12 protein-coding genes are annotated in these 12,934 nt (G+C 75.2%); 5 read left to right on the top strand and 7 right to left on the bottom strand.

Features of this window, described 5'->3' with window-relative positions:
* Nucleotides 1-178 precede the first annotated feature (178 nt).
* The 4 genes from ACZ66Z_RS22900 (at nt 179) to ACZ66Z_RS22885 (ending at nt 4,533) form a co-directional block, all read left to right on the top strand.
* On the top strand, nt 179-1,522 hold the full coding sequence (locus ACZ66Z_RS22900; RefSeq protein WP_469936726.1) for a sensor histidine kinase: 1,344 nt from the start codon (nt 179-181) through the stop codon (nt 1,520-1,522).
* On the top strand, nt 1,519-2,202 hold the full coding sequence (locus ACZ66Z_RS22895) for a response regulator (protein ID WP_469936724.1): 684 nt from the start codon (nt 1,519-1,521) through the stop codon (nt 2,200-2,202). Before ACZ66Z_RS22900 ends, ACZ66Z_RS22895 begins: the two co-directional genes overlap by 4 nt.
* Before the next feature lie 157 nt (nt 2,203-2,359).
* The gene (locus tag ACZ66Z_RS22890) at nt 2,360-3,340 is read left to right on the top strand and encodes an alpha/beta hydrolase (protein WP_469936722.1); all 981 of its coding nucleotides are present in this window, start codon (nt 2,360-2,362) and stop codon (nt 3,338-3,340) included.
* Entirely contained in the window at nt 3,337-4,533 is a 1,197-nt protein-coding gene (locus tag ACZ66Z_RS22885; RefSeq protein WP_469936720.1) for an acyltransferase family protein, read from the top strand. Before ACZ66Z_RS22890 ends, ACZ66Z_RS22885 begins: the two co-directional genes overlap by 4 nt.
* A 65-nt stretch (nt 4,534-4,598) precedes the next feature.
* On the opposite strand, the gene ACZ66Z_RS22880 is transcribed toward ACZ66Z_RS22885, so the two are convergent.
* Together ACZ66Z_RS22880 and ACZ66Z_RS22875 are read right to left on the bottom strand one after the other, a co-directional pair.
* Nucleotides 4,599-5,624 carry an aldo/keto reductase gene (locus ACZ66Z_RS22880; RefSeq protein WP_469936718.1) on the bottom strand — a complete coding sequence of 342 codons (1,026 nt, stop codon included), beginning with the start codon at nt 5,622-5,624 and terminating at the stop codon, nt 4,599-4,601.
* Nucleotides 5,621-6,040, bottom strand: a complete 420-nt coding sequence (locus tag ACZ66Z_RS22875) for a MerR family transcriptional regulator (protein ID WP_469936716.1) — start codon at nt 6,038-6,040, stop codon at nt 5,621-5,623. Before ACZ66Z_RS22875 ends, ACZ66Z_RS22880 begins: the two co-directional genes overlap by 4 nt.
* Nucleotides 6,041-6,092: 52 nt before the next feature.
* Between ACZ66Z_RS22875 and ACZ66Z_RS22870 the strand changes: the two genes are divergently transcribed.
* Nucleotides 6,093-6,947 (top strand): serine hydrolase domain-containing protein, encoded by an 855-nt coding sequence (locus tag ACZ66Z_RS22870; protein ID WP_469936714.1) that lies wholly within the window; start codon nt 6,093-6,095, stop codon nt 6,945-6,947.
* Between the two features lie 10 nt (nt 6,948-6,957).
* On the opposite strand, the gene ACZ66Z_RS22865 is transcribed toward ACZ66Z_RS22870, so the two are convergent.
* The 5 genes from ACZ66Z_RS22865 to ACZ66Z_RS22845 all read right to left on the bottom strand — a co-directional run bounded on the left by ACZ66Z_RS22865 (nt 6,958) and on the right by ACZ66Z_RS22845 (nt 12,780).
* A complete protein-coding gene (locus ACZ66Z_RS22865; RefSeq protein ID WP_469936712.1) occupies nt 6,958-7,599 on the bottom strand; it encodes a hypothetical protein in 642 nt (213 codons plus the stop codon).
* A complete protein-coding gene (locus ACZ66Z_RS22860) occupies nt 7,596-9,119 on the bottom strand; it encodes a sensor histidine kinase (protein ID WP_469936710.1) in 1,524 nt (507 codons plus the stop codon). Before ACZ66Z_RS22860 ends, ACZ66Z_RS22865 begins: the two co-directional genes overlap by 4 nt.
* Nucleotides 9,120-9,157: 38 nt before the next feature.
* Nucleotides 9,158-9,841, bottom strand: coding sequence for a response regulator (locus tag ACZ66Z_RS22855; RefSeq protein WP_469936708.1), 684 nt, complete (start codon nt 9,839-9,841; stop codon nt 9,158-9,160).
* Nucleotides 9,842-9,976: 135 nt separating this feature from the next.
* The gene (gene murJ, locus ACZ66Z_RS22850) at nt 9,977-11,596 is read right to left on the bottom strand and encodes a murein biosynthesis integral membrane protein MurJ (protein ID WP_469936706.1); all 1,620 of its coding nucleotides are present in this window, start codon (nt 11,594-11,596) and stop codon (nt 9,977-9,979) included.
* Complete coding sequence (locus tag ACZ66Z_RS22845; RefSeq protein ID WP_469936704.1) at nt 11,593-12,780, bottom strand: lipid II:glycine glycyltransferase FemX; 1,188 nt, start codon at nt 12,778-12,780, stop codon at nt 11,593-11,595. The genes murJ and ACZ66Z_RS22845 overlap by 4 nt, the downstream gene beginning before the upstream one ends.
* Nucleotides 12,781-12,934: the final 154 nt, after the last annotated feature.

Here is a 12,934-nt window from a genome sequence, read left to right as displayed (position 1 = left end):
TCAAGGCAACGGGAGCCCGGGCCCGGAAAGGGGCGCCGTTCCGTCGTGCCCACGACGGGGCCCGGCGGGCGCGGCCCGCGGCGGGGCGGGAATGTCTTCTCATACCCCGGTATCAGGGTTGACCCCGGTCCCCGGTATGACGCCCCGTGTCGGGGGTGCTCCCTACGCTGGAGGCGTCATGGATACCGAATCGCGGCCCCGGCCGCCCACCGCTCCCCCGTCCGTCGTCCGTCGCCCCGGTGGCCGGTGGGCGATCGCCCGGACGCGCGAGGTGCTCCAGGGGCTGGGAGCCGCACTCACCACCCCCGCCTCGCCGGGCACCCCGCTCCTCGCGGACGCACCCGGTCGCTGGGCACGGCTGCTGCCGTACGTCGTCGCCCTCGCGTTCGTCGCCTCGCTCCTCCCCTCCACGATCCTGCTGCTCATCAACGACTACGGCGTCAACGGCGCCCTCGCCGGCGCCGTCGGCACCGCCCAGACGCTGCCGCTGCTGCTCGCCGTCGCCCGGCCCCTGGAGGCCTGGTGGATCGTCTTCGCCGCCGACGTGCTCGGCGCGCTCGTGCTGCTCGGTGCGGACGGCACGCGCGCGGAGTACTGGCCGTGGACCCCGCCGCTGGTCGTCGGCTACTGCGCCCTGATGCTCGCGCTCGGGCTCCGCGAGTCCCGCCGGGCGCTGTTCGGGGTGTGGCTGGCGACCGGCGTGGCCGGTTACGTCCTGGAGGCCTTCCGGCCCGCCGGGTACACCAGCGTCCACACCCTGCTGCTCGTCCTGAGCGGGGTGCTGCTGCTCCTCGCCTCGGCCTTCCGCGCCCGGGGCGAGGCCCAGCGGCGGCTCGCCGAGCAGGAGACCATCAGCGAGGCCGAACGGGCCCGCCGCACGCTCCTGGAGGAGCGGGCCAGGATCGCGCGCGAGCTGCACGACGTCGTCGCCCACCACATGTCCGTGATCACCGTGCAGGCGGACTCGGCCCCGTACCGCATCCCCGAACTCCCGGACGCGGCCCGCGAGGAGTTCACGTCGATCGCGGCGAGCGCGCGCGAGTCGCTGGCCGAGATGCGCCGTCTCCTCTCCGTCCTCCGCAGCGACGGCGGCGAGGGCGAGCGGGCCCCGCAGCCGGGCCTCGACCGGGTCCAGCAGCTCGTCGAGGCGACCGTGCGGGCGGGGGTGCCGGCCGAGCTGCGGCTCGCCGCCGACCTCGGGGAGGTGCCGCAGGCGGTGGACCTGTCCGCGTACCGGATCGTGCAGGAGGCCCTGGCCAACGTCGTGCGGCACGCGCCGGGGGCGTCGACCCGGGTGTCGGTGCGGGCGGACGACGGCTGGCTGACGGTCCTCGTCGTCAACGGGCCGTCCCTGGAGGAGGGTTCCGCCGTCGAACGGGGCGTCCCCGGCACCGGGCACGGGCTCGTCGGCATGCGGGAGCGCGTACGGTTGACCGGCGGCTCGCTGGACACCGGGCCGCTGCCGGACGGCGGCTTCCGGGTCGCGGCCCGACTCCCCCTGCGCACGAAGGACAACGAGTGACCATCCGCGTGATCATCGTCGACGACCAGGCCATGGTGCGGGCCGGTTTCGCCGCGCTGCTCGCCGCGCAGCCCGACATCGACGTGGTCGGCGAGGCGCCGGACGGGCGGCAGGGCGTGGAGGCGGCGCGCTCGACGCACCCGGACGTGGTCCTGATGGACGTGCGGATGCCGGAGCTGGACGGGCTCGCGGCGGCCCGGGAGATCCTGCACCCGCCGGTCGGGGTCACGCACCGGCCGAAGGTGCTGATGCTGACCACCTTCGACGTCGACGACTACGTGTACGAGGCGCTGCGCGCGGGCGCGTCCGGCTTCCTCCTCAAGGACGCGCCGCCGGCCGACCTCATCGCGGCGGTACGGGTGGTGGCGGCGGGCGAGGCGCTGCTCGCGCCGTCCGTGACCCGCCGTCTCATCGCCGACTTCGCGGCCTCGCGCCCGGCGCCCCGCCGGGACACCACGGCGTTGCGTCTGAACGGGCTCACGCCGCGCGAGACGGAGGTCCTGGAGCTGATCGCCCGGGGCCTGTCCAACCAGGAGATCGCGGACGGCCTGGTCCTCGCCGAGCAGACGGTGAAGACCCACATCGGCCGGGTCCTCGCCAAGCTGGACCTGCGCGACCGGGCGCAGGCGGTGGTCTTCGCGTACGAGTCGGGCCTGGTCACGCCCGGGGAGTCCCGCTAGCACCCGGGGGAGAACCCCACCCCGCGCAGGGTGTTGGCCGCTCCTCCCTCCCCTACCCGGGTAGCAGGAGGGAGTTGGCTCCCCGGTGTGACGTGGCGTCACCCGCCGTCTTCCTACCTTCCTCTCGTCAACGACGAGAGCGAGGGAGGGCGGGCCGATGCGCCGCTTCACGAGGACCCTGATCACCGCCGCGGCGGTGACCGGCGTGATCGCCGGGACGGCCGGCTGGGCGTCCGGGAACAGCCAGGAGGCCGTGACCGGGGCCCCGGCCGGGACCGCGGAGTGGCGGGCCGCGGGGCTGCCGGACCCGGAGCGGATGGGCCCGGCCGAGGTCGCGCGGTTCTTCGCCGGGCTGAGTCCCGTACGACGGCGGGAGCTGGCCCGCACGCACCCGACGGTCGTCGGGAACCTCGACGGGGCACCCCTGGAGCTGCGGTACGAGGCCAACGCCCTTTCCGTGCACGGGGAGTTCGGCGGGGCGCGGGTCCTGGCCCACGATCCGCGCGGCCGGGGGCAGGTGGCCCTGGTCTACGGGGACCTGGCGCGGGCCGCGCACGTGGCCGTGATCGTGCCCGGCTCCGACGTCGACGCGGACCGCGTACGGCCCCTCGCGGACATGGCGACCGCCCTGCGCCGGGCGACCGGCGGCCGTACGGCGGTCGTCGCCTGGGCCGGGTACACCACGCCCGTCGGCGTCGGCCTGGACGCGGCCACCGGCCGGCTCGCCGAGGCCGGGGCCGAGCGGCTGACCCGGTTCACGGAGGGGCTCGCCGCCGTCGGGGCGGCCGAGCCGACCGTGTTCTGCCACAGCTACGGCTCCGTGGTCTGCGGTCTCGCCGCGCACGGGCTGAAGGCCAAGGACCTGGTGGTCTTCGGCTCTCCCGGGATGCGCGCCGAGAACGTCTCCGAGCTCGGCACCTCCGCCCGCGTCTGGGCGGCGAAGGATCCCACCGACTGGATCGACCGGGTCCCGAACGTCGAGTTCGCGGATCTCGGGCACGGCGCCGACCCCGCCGACCCGTCCTTCGGGGCGCGCCCGGTCCCGGCCGGGGACGCCATCGGGCACGGCGGCTACTTCGCCCCCGGCACCGCCTCCCTCCGCACGTTCGCCGCGATCGCCGAGGGGGACGTCCGATGAAGGCCCTGGTCCGGAGGATCGAGTCCGCCACGCCCGCCCACCGCGACCGGGCGATCGACGGCCTGCGCGCCCTCGCCCTGCTGGCCGTGCCGACCGGGCACTGGCTGCTCGGCGGCTTCACGCTCTCCGCCGACGGCGCGATCCACAACGCGAGCCCGCTGGGCACCTTCTCCGGTCTGGCGCCCGTCAGCTGGGTCCTGCAGATGCTGGGGATCTTCTTCCTCGTCGGCGGGTACGCGTCGGTGCTGTCGTACCGGCGGCGGAAGGGCTCCACGCGCGCGTGGCTCGGTGGTCGGCTCGCCCGGCTGGGCCGCCCGGTGCTCGGGGTCACCGCCGTGTGGGCGGCGCTGCTGCCGGTGCTGCACTTCGGCCTCGGGGTGCCCGTGGACACGCTGCGGACGGCGTCCACGCTGGTGATCCAACCGCTCTGGTTCGTCGGGGTGTACACGGTGGTCACCGCGCTGACCCCGCTGTGCGTGCGGGCCGCCCGCCGCCTCGGGGTCCGGGCCGCGGCGCCGCTGCTCGGTTCGGTCGCCGTCGTCGACTTCCTGCGGTACGGGCCGTACGCCGACGCCGTGCCGTCCTGGCTGAGCCTCCTGAACGTCCTGCCCGGCTGGCTCTTCGCCTATCAGCTCGGCGTCTCCTGGGGCGAGGGCCGGGTCACCCGCCGCCACGCGTGGGGGCTGCTGCTCGGCGGCGCCGCGCTCTTCGCCGTCCTGCTGCTGGTCTTCGGCTACCCGGCGTCGATGGTCGGCGTGCCCGGCGAGGCCCGCACCAACTCGCATCCGCCGTCGCTGCTCGTCCTCGCCCTCGCCGCCGCGCAGAGCGGCGCGGCGGTCCTGCTCCGGGACCGGCTCGGCGCGCTCCTGGGGCGGCCCGCGCTGTGGGCCCCGGTCGTCGTGGTCAACCTGTCCGCGATGACGATCCTGTGCTGGCACCAGACGGCGATGCTCACCGCCGCGATCCCCGCCTCGTACGCCGGCGAGGTCGCGGGTCTGGTGGGCGCGCCGGACTCGGTGGGCTGGATCCTCGCCCGGCTGGCCTGGATGCCGGTCTTCGCCGGCCTGCTGGTCCTGATCGGCCGGTACGCGCGCGTCTTCGAGGCCCCGTGGACGAAGACCGGTCCGGCCCGCCGCACCCTGGCGGGGTTCCTCGCGGCGGGCTTCGCGGTCTTCGCCCTGGGGCTGGCGTGAGCGGCCTTCGCCCCGGGGCTGGCGCGAGTGGCCTTCGCCCCGGGGCTCGCGCGAGCGCGCGGGTGCTACGCCTCGCGGGCCGCCGCGGTGTGGCTCATGTCCGGGTAGCGGTCGCCCGCCACCCGGCCGGCGATCGGCTCCAGTTCGGCGAGTTCGGCGGCGGTGAGGGTGATGCGGGTGGCGGCCGCGTTCTCCAGGAGGCGGGAGCGCTTGCGGGTGCCGGGGATGGGGACGACGGTGAGGCCGTGCACGGCCGCGCGCTGCTGGACCCAGGCGAGGGCGATCTGGGCCGGGGTCGCGCCGTGGGTGGCGGCGATCTTGCGGACCGGGTCGAGGAGGTCCGCGTTCCGCTCGGCGTTCTCCCCGGTGAAGCGGGGCTGGTTCCGGCGGAAGTCGCCGTCCGACAGCTCCTTGCCGGCGTCGGCGAAGGAGCCGGTCAGGAAGCCGCGGCCGAGCGGCGAGTACGGCACGAGGGTCACGCCGAGTTCGGCGGCGGCGCCGACGGCGCTGCGCTCCACGTCCCGGGAGAAGAGCGACCACTCCGACTGGAGGGCCGCGATCGGGTGCACGGCGTGGGCCTCGCGCAGCTCGGGCCCGGTGACCTCGCTCAGGCCCAGGAAGCGGACCTTGCCCTCCTGGACGAGTTCGGCCATCGCGCCGACGGACTCGGCGAGGGGGACCCGCGGGTCGCGGCGGTGCATGTAGTAGAGGTCGATGGCCTCGATGCCGAGGCGGCGCAGGCTGCCCTCGACGGCCTTCCTGATGTACGCGGGGTCGTTGCGGACGCCCCGGTACGCCGGGTCGTCGGCGCGGCGCTCCAGGGCGAACTTGGTGGCGAGGGTGACCTCGTCGCGGTGGGCGGCGAGGAAGGGCGCGAGGAACTCCTCGTTCGCGCCGCTGCCGTAGGCGTCGGCGGTGTCGATCAGGGTGACGCCGGCCTCCAGGGCCGCGTCGAGGGTGTCGCGGGCGGCGGCCTCGTCGGTGTCGCCGTAGAACTCGCTGATGCCCATGGCACCGAAGCCCTGGACGCCGATCTCCGGTCCGTCCTGACCGCCGAGACGTACGGTGTCGATCTTGGTCACGCTGGTCATGAAGGTGTTCCTCCGCTTGCGGTCCCGTAGTGGCCGATCTTGATGTCGAGCACGGCGAGCGTGTCCTGGAGCTCGGTGATCCGGGTGAGGACGTCGCGCCGGGTGGCCTCCAGGAGCTCCCGCCGCGCGTCCCGGGTGTGGTCGCCCGCGCGCATCAGCTCGGCGTACCTGACCATGTCGGCGACCGGCATCCCGGTCAGCCGCAGCTTGCCGACGAAGGTCAGCCAGCCGAGGTCCTGCTCCGTGAAGCGGCGCTGTCCCGTGTGCGAACGGTCGACCCGCGGCAGCAGCCCGATCCGCTCGTACCAGCGCAGGGTGTGCGCGGTGAGGCCGGTCAGGGCGGCCACCTCGCTGATGGTGTAACGGGCCTTCCCCGTCAGCCCGGTCGTGCTCGCGATGCTCTCGGTCACGCTCATGGACTCCACGCTAAAACGTTGGAGTGCACTCGAAGCAAGTAGGCTCGGCCCCATGCACAGCAGCCTGCCGAGCCTGGCGTCGATCGAGAACTGGCCCGTCCCCACCGCGGCCGCCGCCGTCGTCCGCGCGGACGGCACCCTGGCCGGGTCCCACGGCCCCACCGGGCAGCGCTTCCCGCTCGCCTCCGTCACCAAGCCGCTCGCGGCGTACGCCGTCCTCGTCGCGTACGAGGAGGGGGCGATCGACCTCGACGAGCCGGCCGGGCCCGAGGGCTCGACCGTCCGCCACCTCCTCGCCCACACCTCGGGACTCGCCTTCGACGAGAACCGGGTCATGGCCGCGCCGGGCACCCGCCGGATCTACTCCAACACCGGCTTCGAGGCGCTCGGCGACCACGTCGCCAAGGCCACCGACATCCCCTTCTCCGAGTACCTGCACCAGGCGGTCCTGGAGCCCCTCGGCATGGTCTCGACGACCCTGGAGGGCTCGCCCGCGAAGGACGGCGTGTCCACCGTGGACGACCTGGTGCGGTTCGCCGCCGAGGTGCAGGCGCCGCGGCTGCTCGACGCCCGGACCGTCCTGGACGCGATGACCGTCGCGTACCCCGGTCTGACCGGCATCCTGCCCGGCTACGGGCACCAGAAGCCGAACGACTGGGGACTCGGCTTCGAGATCCGCGACGGCAAGTCCCCGCACTGGACGGGCGCGACCTCCTCGCCGCGCACCTTCGGGCACTTCGGGCAGGCCGGCACCTTCCTGTGGATCGACCCGGACGCCGGGCGGGCGGGCGGGAGCACCACGGGGGCCGCGTGCGTGGCCCTCACCGACCGGCCCTTCGGGCCGTGGGCGGTCGAGGTGTGGCCGTCGTTCACGGACGCGGTGCTCGCGGACCTGCGCGGGCGCTGACGGGAGCCCCTCAGGTCTCGCAGCGGGCCGTCGGGAGCGTGCCGTCGACGCCCACCAGGCTCACGGCGACCATGCCCCCGGTGTCCTCGGCGTACGCGGCCGTGCACACCAACTGCTGGACGGCCGCCCCCGACAGGCCCCTGACGGGGAACGGCGACCGGAGCCGGACGACCCGGCGGCCCTCCGGGGTCAGGGACCCGGTCTCCTCGGCGCGCGGCGCGTACTTCGACGGGGGGAGGCCCGTGGTCAGGCCCGCCGCGGTGTCCGCGTCGGCCGGGCCGGCGACGAGCGCGGCCAGCGCCTTGTCCGTGGCGACCCGGGCGCCGCGCGTGTCCTGCGCCCACTCCGAGCCCGTCCCCCGGGCCTTCCGGTCCTCGGCCCACGGGAAGCCGCCCGAGCCGGAGTTCGGGTCGGGGACCGGCGACCCGAGCTCACGGGCCACCGGGGCCGGCCGGCCGTCCGGCCCGAGGAAGTAGAGCACCATGCGGAACTCGGGCGCCGGCTGGACGGCGACGGTCGCGGGGCCGCCCGCCTCGACGACGTCGCTCTCCTGGATGCCGCAGGCGGCGAGCGCGACCGTGCCGAGCAGGGCCGCGGCGGCCGCCCGGCGGGGCGTGGCCCTCCGGTGCCGCAGGGTCGTCCGGCGCCTCACAGCGGCATCCGTACGGTGAAGACCGCCCCGCCCGCCGGGCCGTTGGCGGCGTGGACGGTGCCGCCGTGCAGCCGGACGTTCTCCAGGGTGATCGCGAGGCCGAGGCCGCTGCCCGCCGAGCGGGTCCTGGCCTGGTCCGCCTTGTAGAAGCGGTCGAAGACGTGCGGCAGGACGTCCGGGTGGATGCCCGGCCCCCGGTCGGCGACCTCCGTCACCAGCACGTCCCCCTCCGCGTACGTCCTGACCGTCACCGGCGCGGCCCCGTGCCGCAGCGCGTTGCCGACGAGGTTGGCGACGACGACGTCGAAGCGGCGCGGGTCGAGCCGCGCCCTGATCCCCTCCTCGAGGTACGGGACGACCTGCGTCGGATCGGTCCAGTGGCGGTGCTGGAGGGTCTTGCGGACGCAGTCGGCGGCGTCGACCTCGTCGGTGTGGAGCTCGGCGGCGCGCGCGTCGAAGCGGGAGATCTCCATCAGGTCCTCGACGAGCACGGCGAGCTTCCCGGTCTCGGCGCTGATCAGCCGCACGGCCCGGGCGGTGTCGCTGTCGAGGCCGGCGGCGTCCTCGTCGAGGACCTCGGTGACCGCGAGCATGCCGGCGAGCGGGGTGCGCAGTTCGTGCGAGACGTCGGAGGCGAAGCGGCGGGCGCGGGCCTCGGCGTTGCGCAGTTCCGCGACGGAACGTTCCAGCTCGGCCGCGGACTCGTTGAACGTGCGGGCGAGGTCGGCGAGTTCGTCGCTGCCCTTCGCGTGGATGCGGGTGTCGAGCCGGCCCCGGCCCATGCTGTGGGCCGCGTGCCGCAGTTCCCTTACGGGGCGGAGCACGCCGCGGGAGGCGATGAGCGCGGGGATCAGGGCCACGGCCAGCGCCGGGAGGGCGCCGTCGCGGGCGGCGGTCACCATGGCCTCGATGTTCGCCTCCTCCTCGTCGAGCTCCATCACGGCGTAGAAGACCAGGCCCGTCGGCCGGCCCGTCGTCGCGTCCTTGTGGGTCAGGAACACGGCGGGGATCGCCATGGTCAGGTACGGGGTGCCGTTCTTCACGACCCGCTGGAAGCTGCCGTGCGGGGTGGCCGACCGGGCCTGGGCGCGGGCCCGCAGCTCGGGCGTGATGACGGAGGAGGTCGGGCGGTCGGTCGAGGAGACGCGGATCGTGCCGTACTCGGCGTAGACCCGCCAGGGGCGGGGCTTGCCCTGGCGGGCGATGGACAGGACCGTGTCCCTCAGGGAGACGGGGTCGACGGGCAGGTTGACGACGAGCGGGTCGACCTGGTCGCGGAAGGCGGAGACGGCGGTGTCCTGGGTCTGTTCCAGGATGGCGTTGCGGGCGGCGCGGTAGGTGAGCGCGGCGGTGGTGCCGCAGCCGACGGCCGCGACGAGGAGGAAGGCGAGGACGAGGCGGGTGCGCAGGCCGAAGGGGCGCAGCCGCGGGGCCCGGGCCCCGCGGCGGGCCCGCCGGGTGCCCGGGGCCGTGTCCGTGCCCATGCCCGTCTCCGTGCCCGGGGCCGTGTCCGTGCCCATGCCTGTCTCCGTGTCCGGCTCCGGGCCCACGCAGGCCCTCACAGCGGGCCGAAGCGGTAGCCGAAGCCCCGCAGGGTCTGGATGTACCGGGGCTCGCCCGGGACGTCCTCGATCTTGTTCCGCAGGCGGCGGACACAGGCGTCCACCAGCCGGGCGTCCCCGTGGTAGCTGTGCTCCCAGACGTGTTCGAGGAGCTGCTGCCGGCTGAAGACCTGTTCGGGGGCGGCCGTGAGGTGCAGCAGCAGCTTCAGCTCGGAGGGGGCCAGCGCGACGCGCTCGCCCGCCTTGGCGACGGTCAGGCCCGCCCGGTCGATCGCGAGCTCCCCGTGGAACTCGACGGCGGACCGGCCGGCGCCGGGCTCCTCGATGCGGCGCAGCACGGCCCGTATCCGGGCCTCGATGACCTCCGTGCGGGCGGGTTTGACGATGTAGTCGTCGGCGCCGGCCTCCAGGCCGACGACCACGTCGAAGTCGTCCCCCCGGGCGGTGAGCATGATGATCGGCAGCTGGCTGCCCTCGCGGACCCGGCGGCAGACCTGGACGCCGTTCATGCCGGGCAGCATCAGGTCGAGGAGCAGCAGGTCCGGCCGGAACTCGCCGAGCGCGGCGAGACCCGCCTCGCCGGTGGGGGCGGTGCGCACGTCGTGCCCGCGGCGGCGCAGGCCCAGCTCGACGCCCTCGCGGACGGAGGGGTCGTCTTCTATGAGGAGCACGCGGGGCATGTGTGGAGTATCCCAAGGTCGGACGGGCCCCCGGCGGGGGCCCGTGGTGGACGGTCGCTCCCGGGCCCGGGCCCCCGGTGCGTCGGGCTCGTGGTGCCGGTCCGGGCGCGGACCGCGGAGGCGCCGCCCGGGGCGTCAGGTGCGGCGGAGGCGGGAGGCGGTCGAGCGGAGGAGGGCCCGGAGCTCCGCGAGGCGGAGGGGGCGGGCGAGGAGGGCGAAGGTGGCCAGGACCGTCACGGCGCCGGCCAGCCCGGCCACCACCGGTCCCCCCGCCCCGGCCCCGTCCGCGACGAGCAGCCCGTACCCCGCCGCCGGCACCGCCGCCACGAGGAGGCGCGCCAGCGCGGAGACCGCGTCGCCCGTGCCCTTCCCCAGCCGGCGGCGCAGCGCGTACGCCGTCACCGCCCAGCCCGCCCAGAGCGCCAGCGAGTACGCCGCCGCCATGCCCGTGACCGCCCAGCGGGTCGGGAGGAGGTGGAAGGCGGTGAGGGAGAGCCCGGCGTTCGAGCCGGCGATGACCAGGTTCAGCAGGAACGGGGTGCGGGTGTCGCGCAGGGCGTAGAAGGCGCGGGTGCACACGTACTGGCCGGAGAGGGCGACCAGGCCGGGCGCGAAGGCCATCAGGGTCCAGGACATGGCGCGCACGTCGTCGTCGGTGGTCGCCCCGTACCGGAAGACGACCGTCATCAGCGGGACGGCGAGCGCGAGGAGCGCGCAGGCGGCGGGGACGATCGCCGCCGCGCTGGTCCGCAGCGCGTAGGAGACGTCCCGCCGGACCCCCGCGAGGTCGCCCTCGGCGGCGGTCCCGCTCATCCGGGGCAGCAGCGCGGTGACGAGGGAGACGGTGACGATGCCGTGCGGGACGGTCCACAGCAGGTAGGCGTTGTTGTACGCGGCGAGGCCTGCGCCGCTGACCGTCCGGTCCGTGCCCGCGGAGGTGGCGAGCCAGGTGGTCACCCAGTACGCGCCCTGGTTGGTGAGGACGAGCAGGACGAGCCAGCCCGCCGAGCGGAGCGGGGCGGCGAGGCCGCTGCCGCGCCAGTCGAAGCGGGGCCGCCAGCGGAAGCCGGCGGCGCGCAGCGAGGGCAGCAGGGCGAGGGCCTGGACGGCGATGCCGGCGGTGGTGCCCCAGCCGAGGAGGGCGGTCTCCCCTGCGGTGAGCTCCCCGCCGTCGCCGACGGCCAGGAAGAGGCCGAAGACGGTGACGGCGACGACGTTGTTGAGGACGGGGGTCCACATCATGGCGCCGAACCGGCCCCGGGCGTTGAGGACCTGTCCGAGCAGGGTGAAGAGTCCGAGGAAGAAGATCTGCGGCAGGCACGTGCGCGCGAAGGTGACGGTCGTCTCGCGCTGTGCGCCCGTGTAGTCGGTGTACGTGTCGACGATCAGCGGAGCGGCGAGCACCGCGACCGCCGTGAGCGCGGCCAGGGCGAGCGCGCACAGGGTCAGGAGCCGGTCGGTGTAGGCGACGCCGCCGTCCTCGTGCTCCTTGGCCGCCTTGACCAGCTCGGGGACGAAGACGGCGTTGAGCGCCCCGCCGAGGAGCAGCATGTAGACGATGGTGGGGACGGAGTTGCCGACGGCGTACCCGTCGGCGACGTAGCCCGCGCCGAGCGCCGCGGCGACGACGGAGGCCCGCACGAAGCCGGTGGCGCGGGAGACGAGCGAGCCCGCGGCCATGAGGGCGCCGCTGCGGAGGGAGGAGGGTTTCCGCCGGGGCCGCGGCGGCGCGGTGAGCGTGGCGGTGGCCGTCATCGGCGGGCCAGATAGGCCTGGAAGGCGCGGTACAGCGCCCCGTTGGTCGTGCCCTGCATCGGAATCTCCCACTCCCCCAGCGTCTCGACGACCTGTCCGCCCGTGCCGAGCTTCCAGCGCAGCAGCCCGTGGGCGCGGTCGTCCGGATCGAGGGTGGAGGGTACCCCGCGCAGGTCGTAGACGGCGGCGCCGAGGGCGTGGGCGTCGAGCAGCATGCGCCACTGGAGGGCGTTGGAGGGGCGGACCTCGCGGCGGTGGTCGGCGGAGGCGCCGGTCTGGTACCAGACGCGGCCGCCCACCGCGAGCATGGTGTGCGCGGCGAGGACCTCGCCCTCGTGACGGGCGAGGTAGAGCTTCATGCGGCCCGGCTCCTCGGCGTTGAGGACGGCGTACTGGCGCTCGTAGTACGCGAGGGAGCGGCCGAGCCGGAAGCCGTCGCGTTCCTCGGTGACGCGCAGGAGCCGGTAGAACTCGGGCAGGTCGGCGGCGGAGCCGACGACGACCTCGACGCCGGACTTCCGCGCCTTGCGGACGTTGCGCCGCCATTCCTGGTTGAGGCCGGTCCACAGGTCGTCGGTGCTGCGGCCGGCGAGCGGGACCTGGAAGACGTGCCGGGGCTGGGCGTCGGCGCCGCCCTCGGAGTCGCCGCCGCACTTGCGCCAGCCGCGGGCGCGCAGGCGTTCGGCGACGGCGGTGCCCAGCGGGTCGACCTCGTCGGCGAGGACGTCGGAGAGCCGGCGCCCGGGCCCGGCGGCGGCCTTGACGGTGGCGGCGCTCCACCGGCGGTAGGCGGGCCCGGGGCCCATGCGGACGGCGAAGGCGCCCAGGGAGCGCAGATGGCCGAGGAGCGGGGAGAGCCAGCCGTCCAGGTCGGGGTCGGCCCAGTCGGCGACGGGCCCCTCGGGCAGGTAGGCGAAGTACTTCCGGGTGCCGGGGAAGGGCCGGAGGAGGACGAGCGCGACGCCGGAGAGGGCCGCGCCCTCCCGTCCCCATCCGACGAGCTGGTGGCTCCAGCCCTCCTTCACCTGGGCCCAGGAGGGGAGTTGGAGGAAGCTGGGCCCGTCCGCACCGGAGCGGGAGCCGAGGAAGGCGCGGTACGCCTCGGGGGTCACGGGCCCGAGCCCGACCGGTCCTGCGGGGGCGCGGCGGTCGGTGGGTGCGGCCGTCACGAGCAGCGCTGACACAACGGGAGCCTCCTTGTTCCGCCCCTCGGTGGTCGGGGCGCACAGCAGGCTCACAGCCGAATTCGACGGGCGCGCGCGGCGATTGTGACCGGACGACGACCGTTCCGCCGCAGCCCTGGTCACAGAGGCTTCCGGGCCCCCGAGGGGGGGTGGG

It is taken from the genome of Streptomyces sp. NPDC107498, from assembly GCF_055582805.1.
The sequence above is the reverse complement of the archived record's forward strand: the minus strand, read 5'-3'. Positions and strand labels throughout refer to the sequence as shown.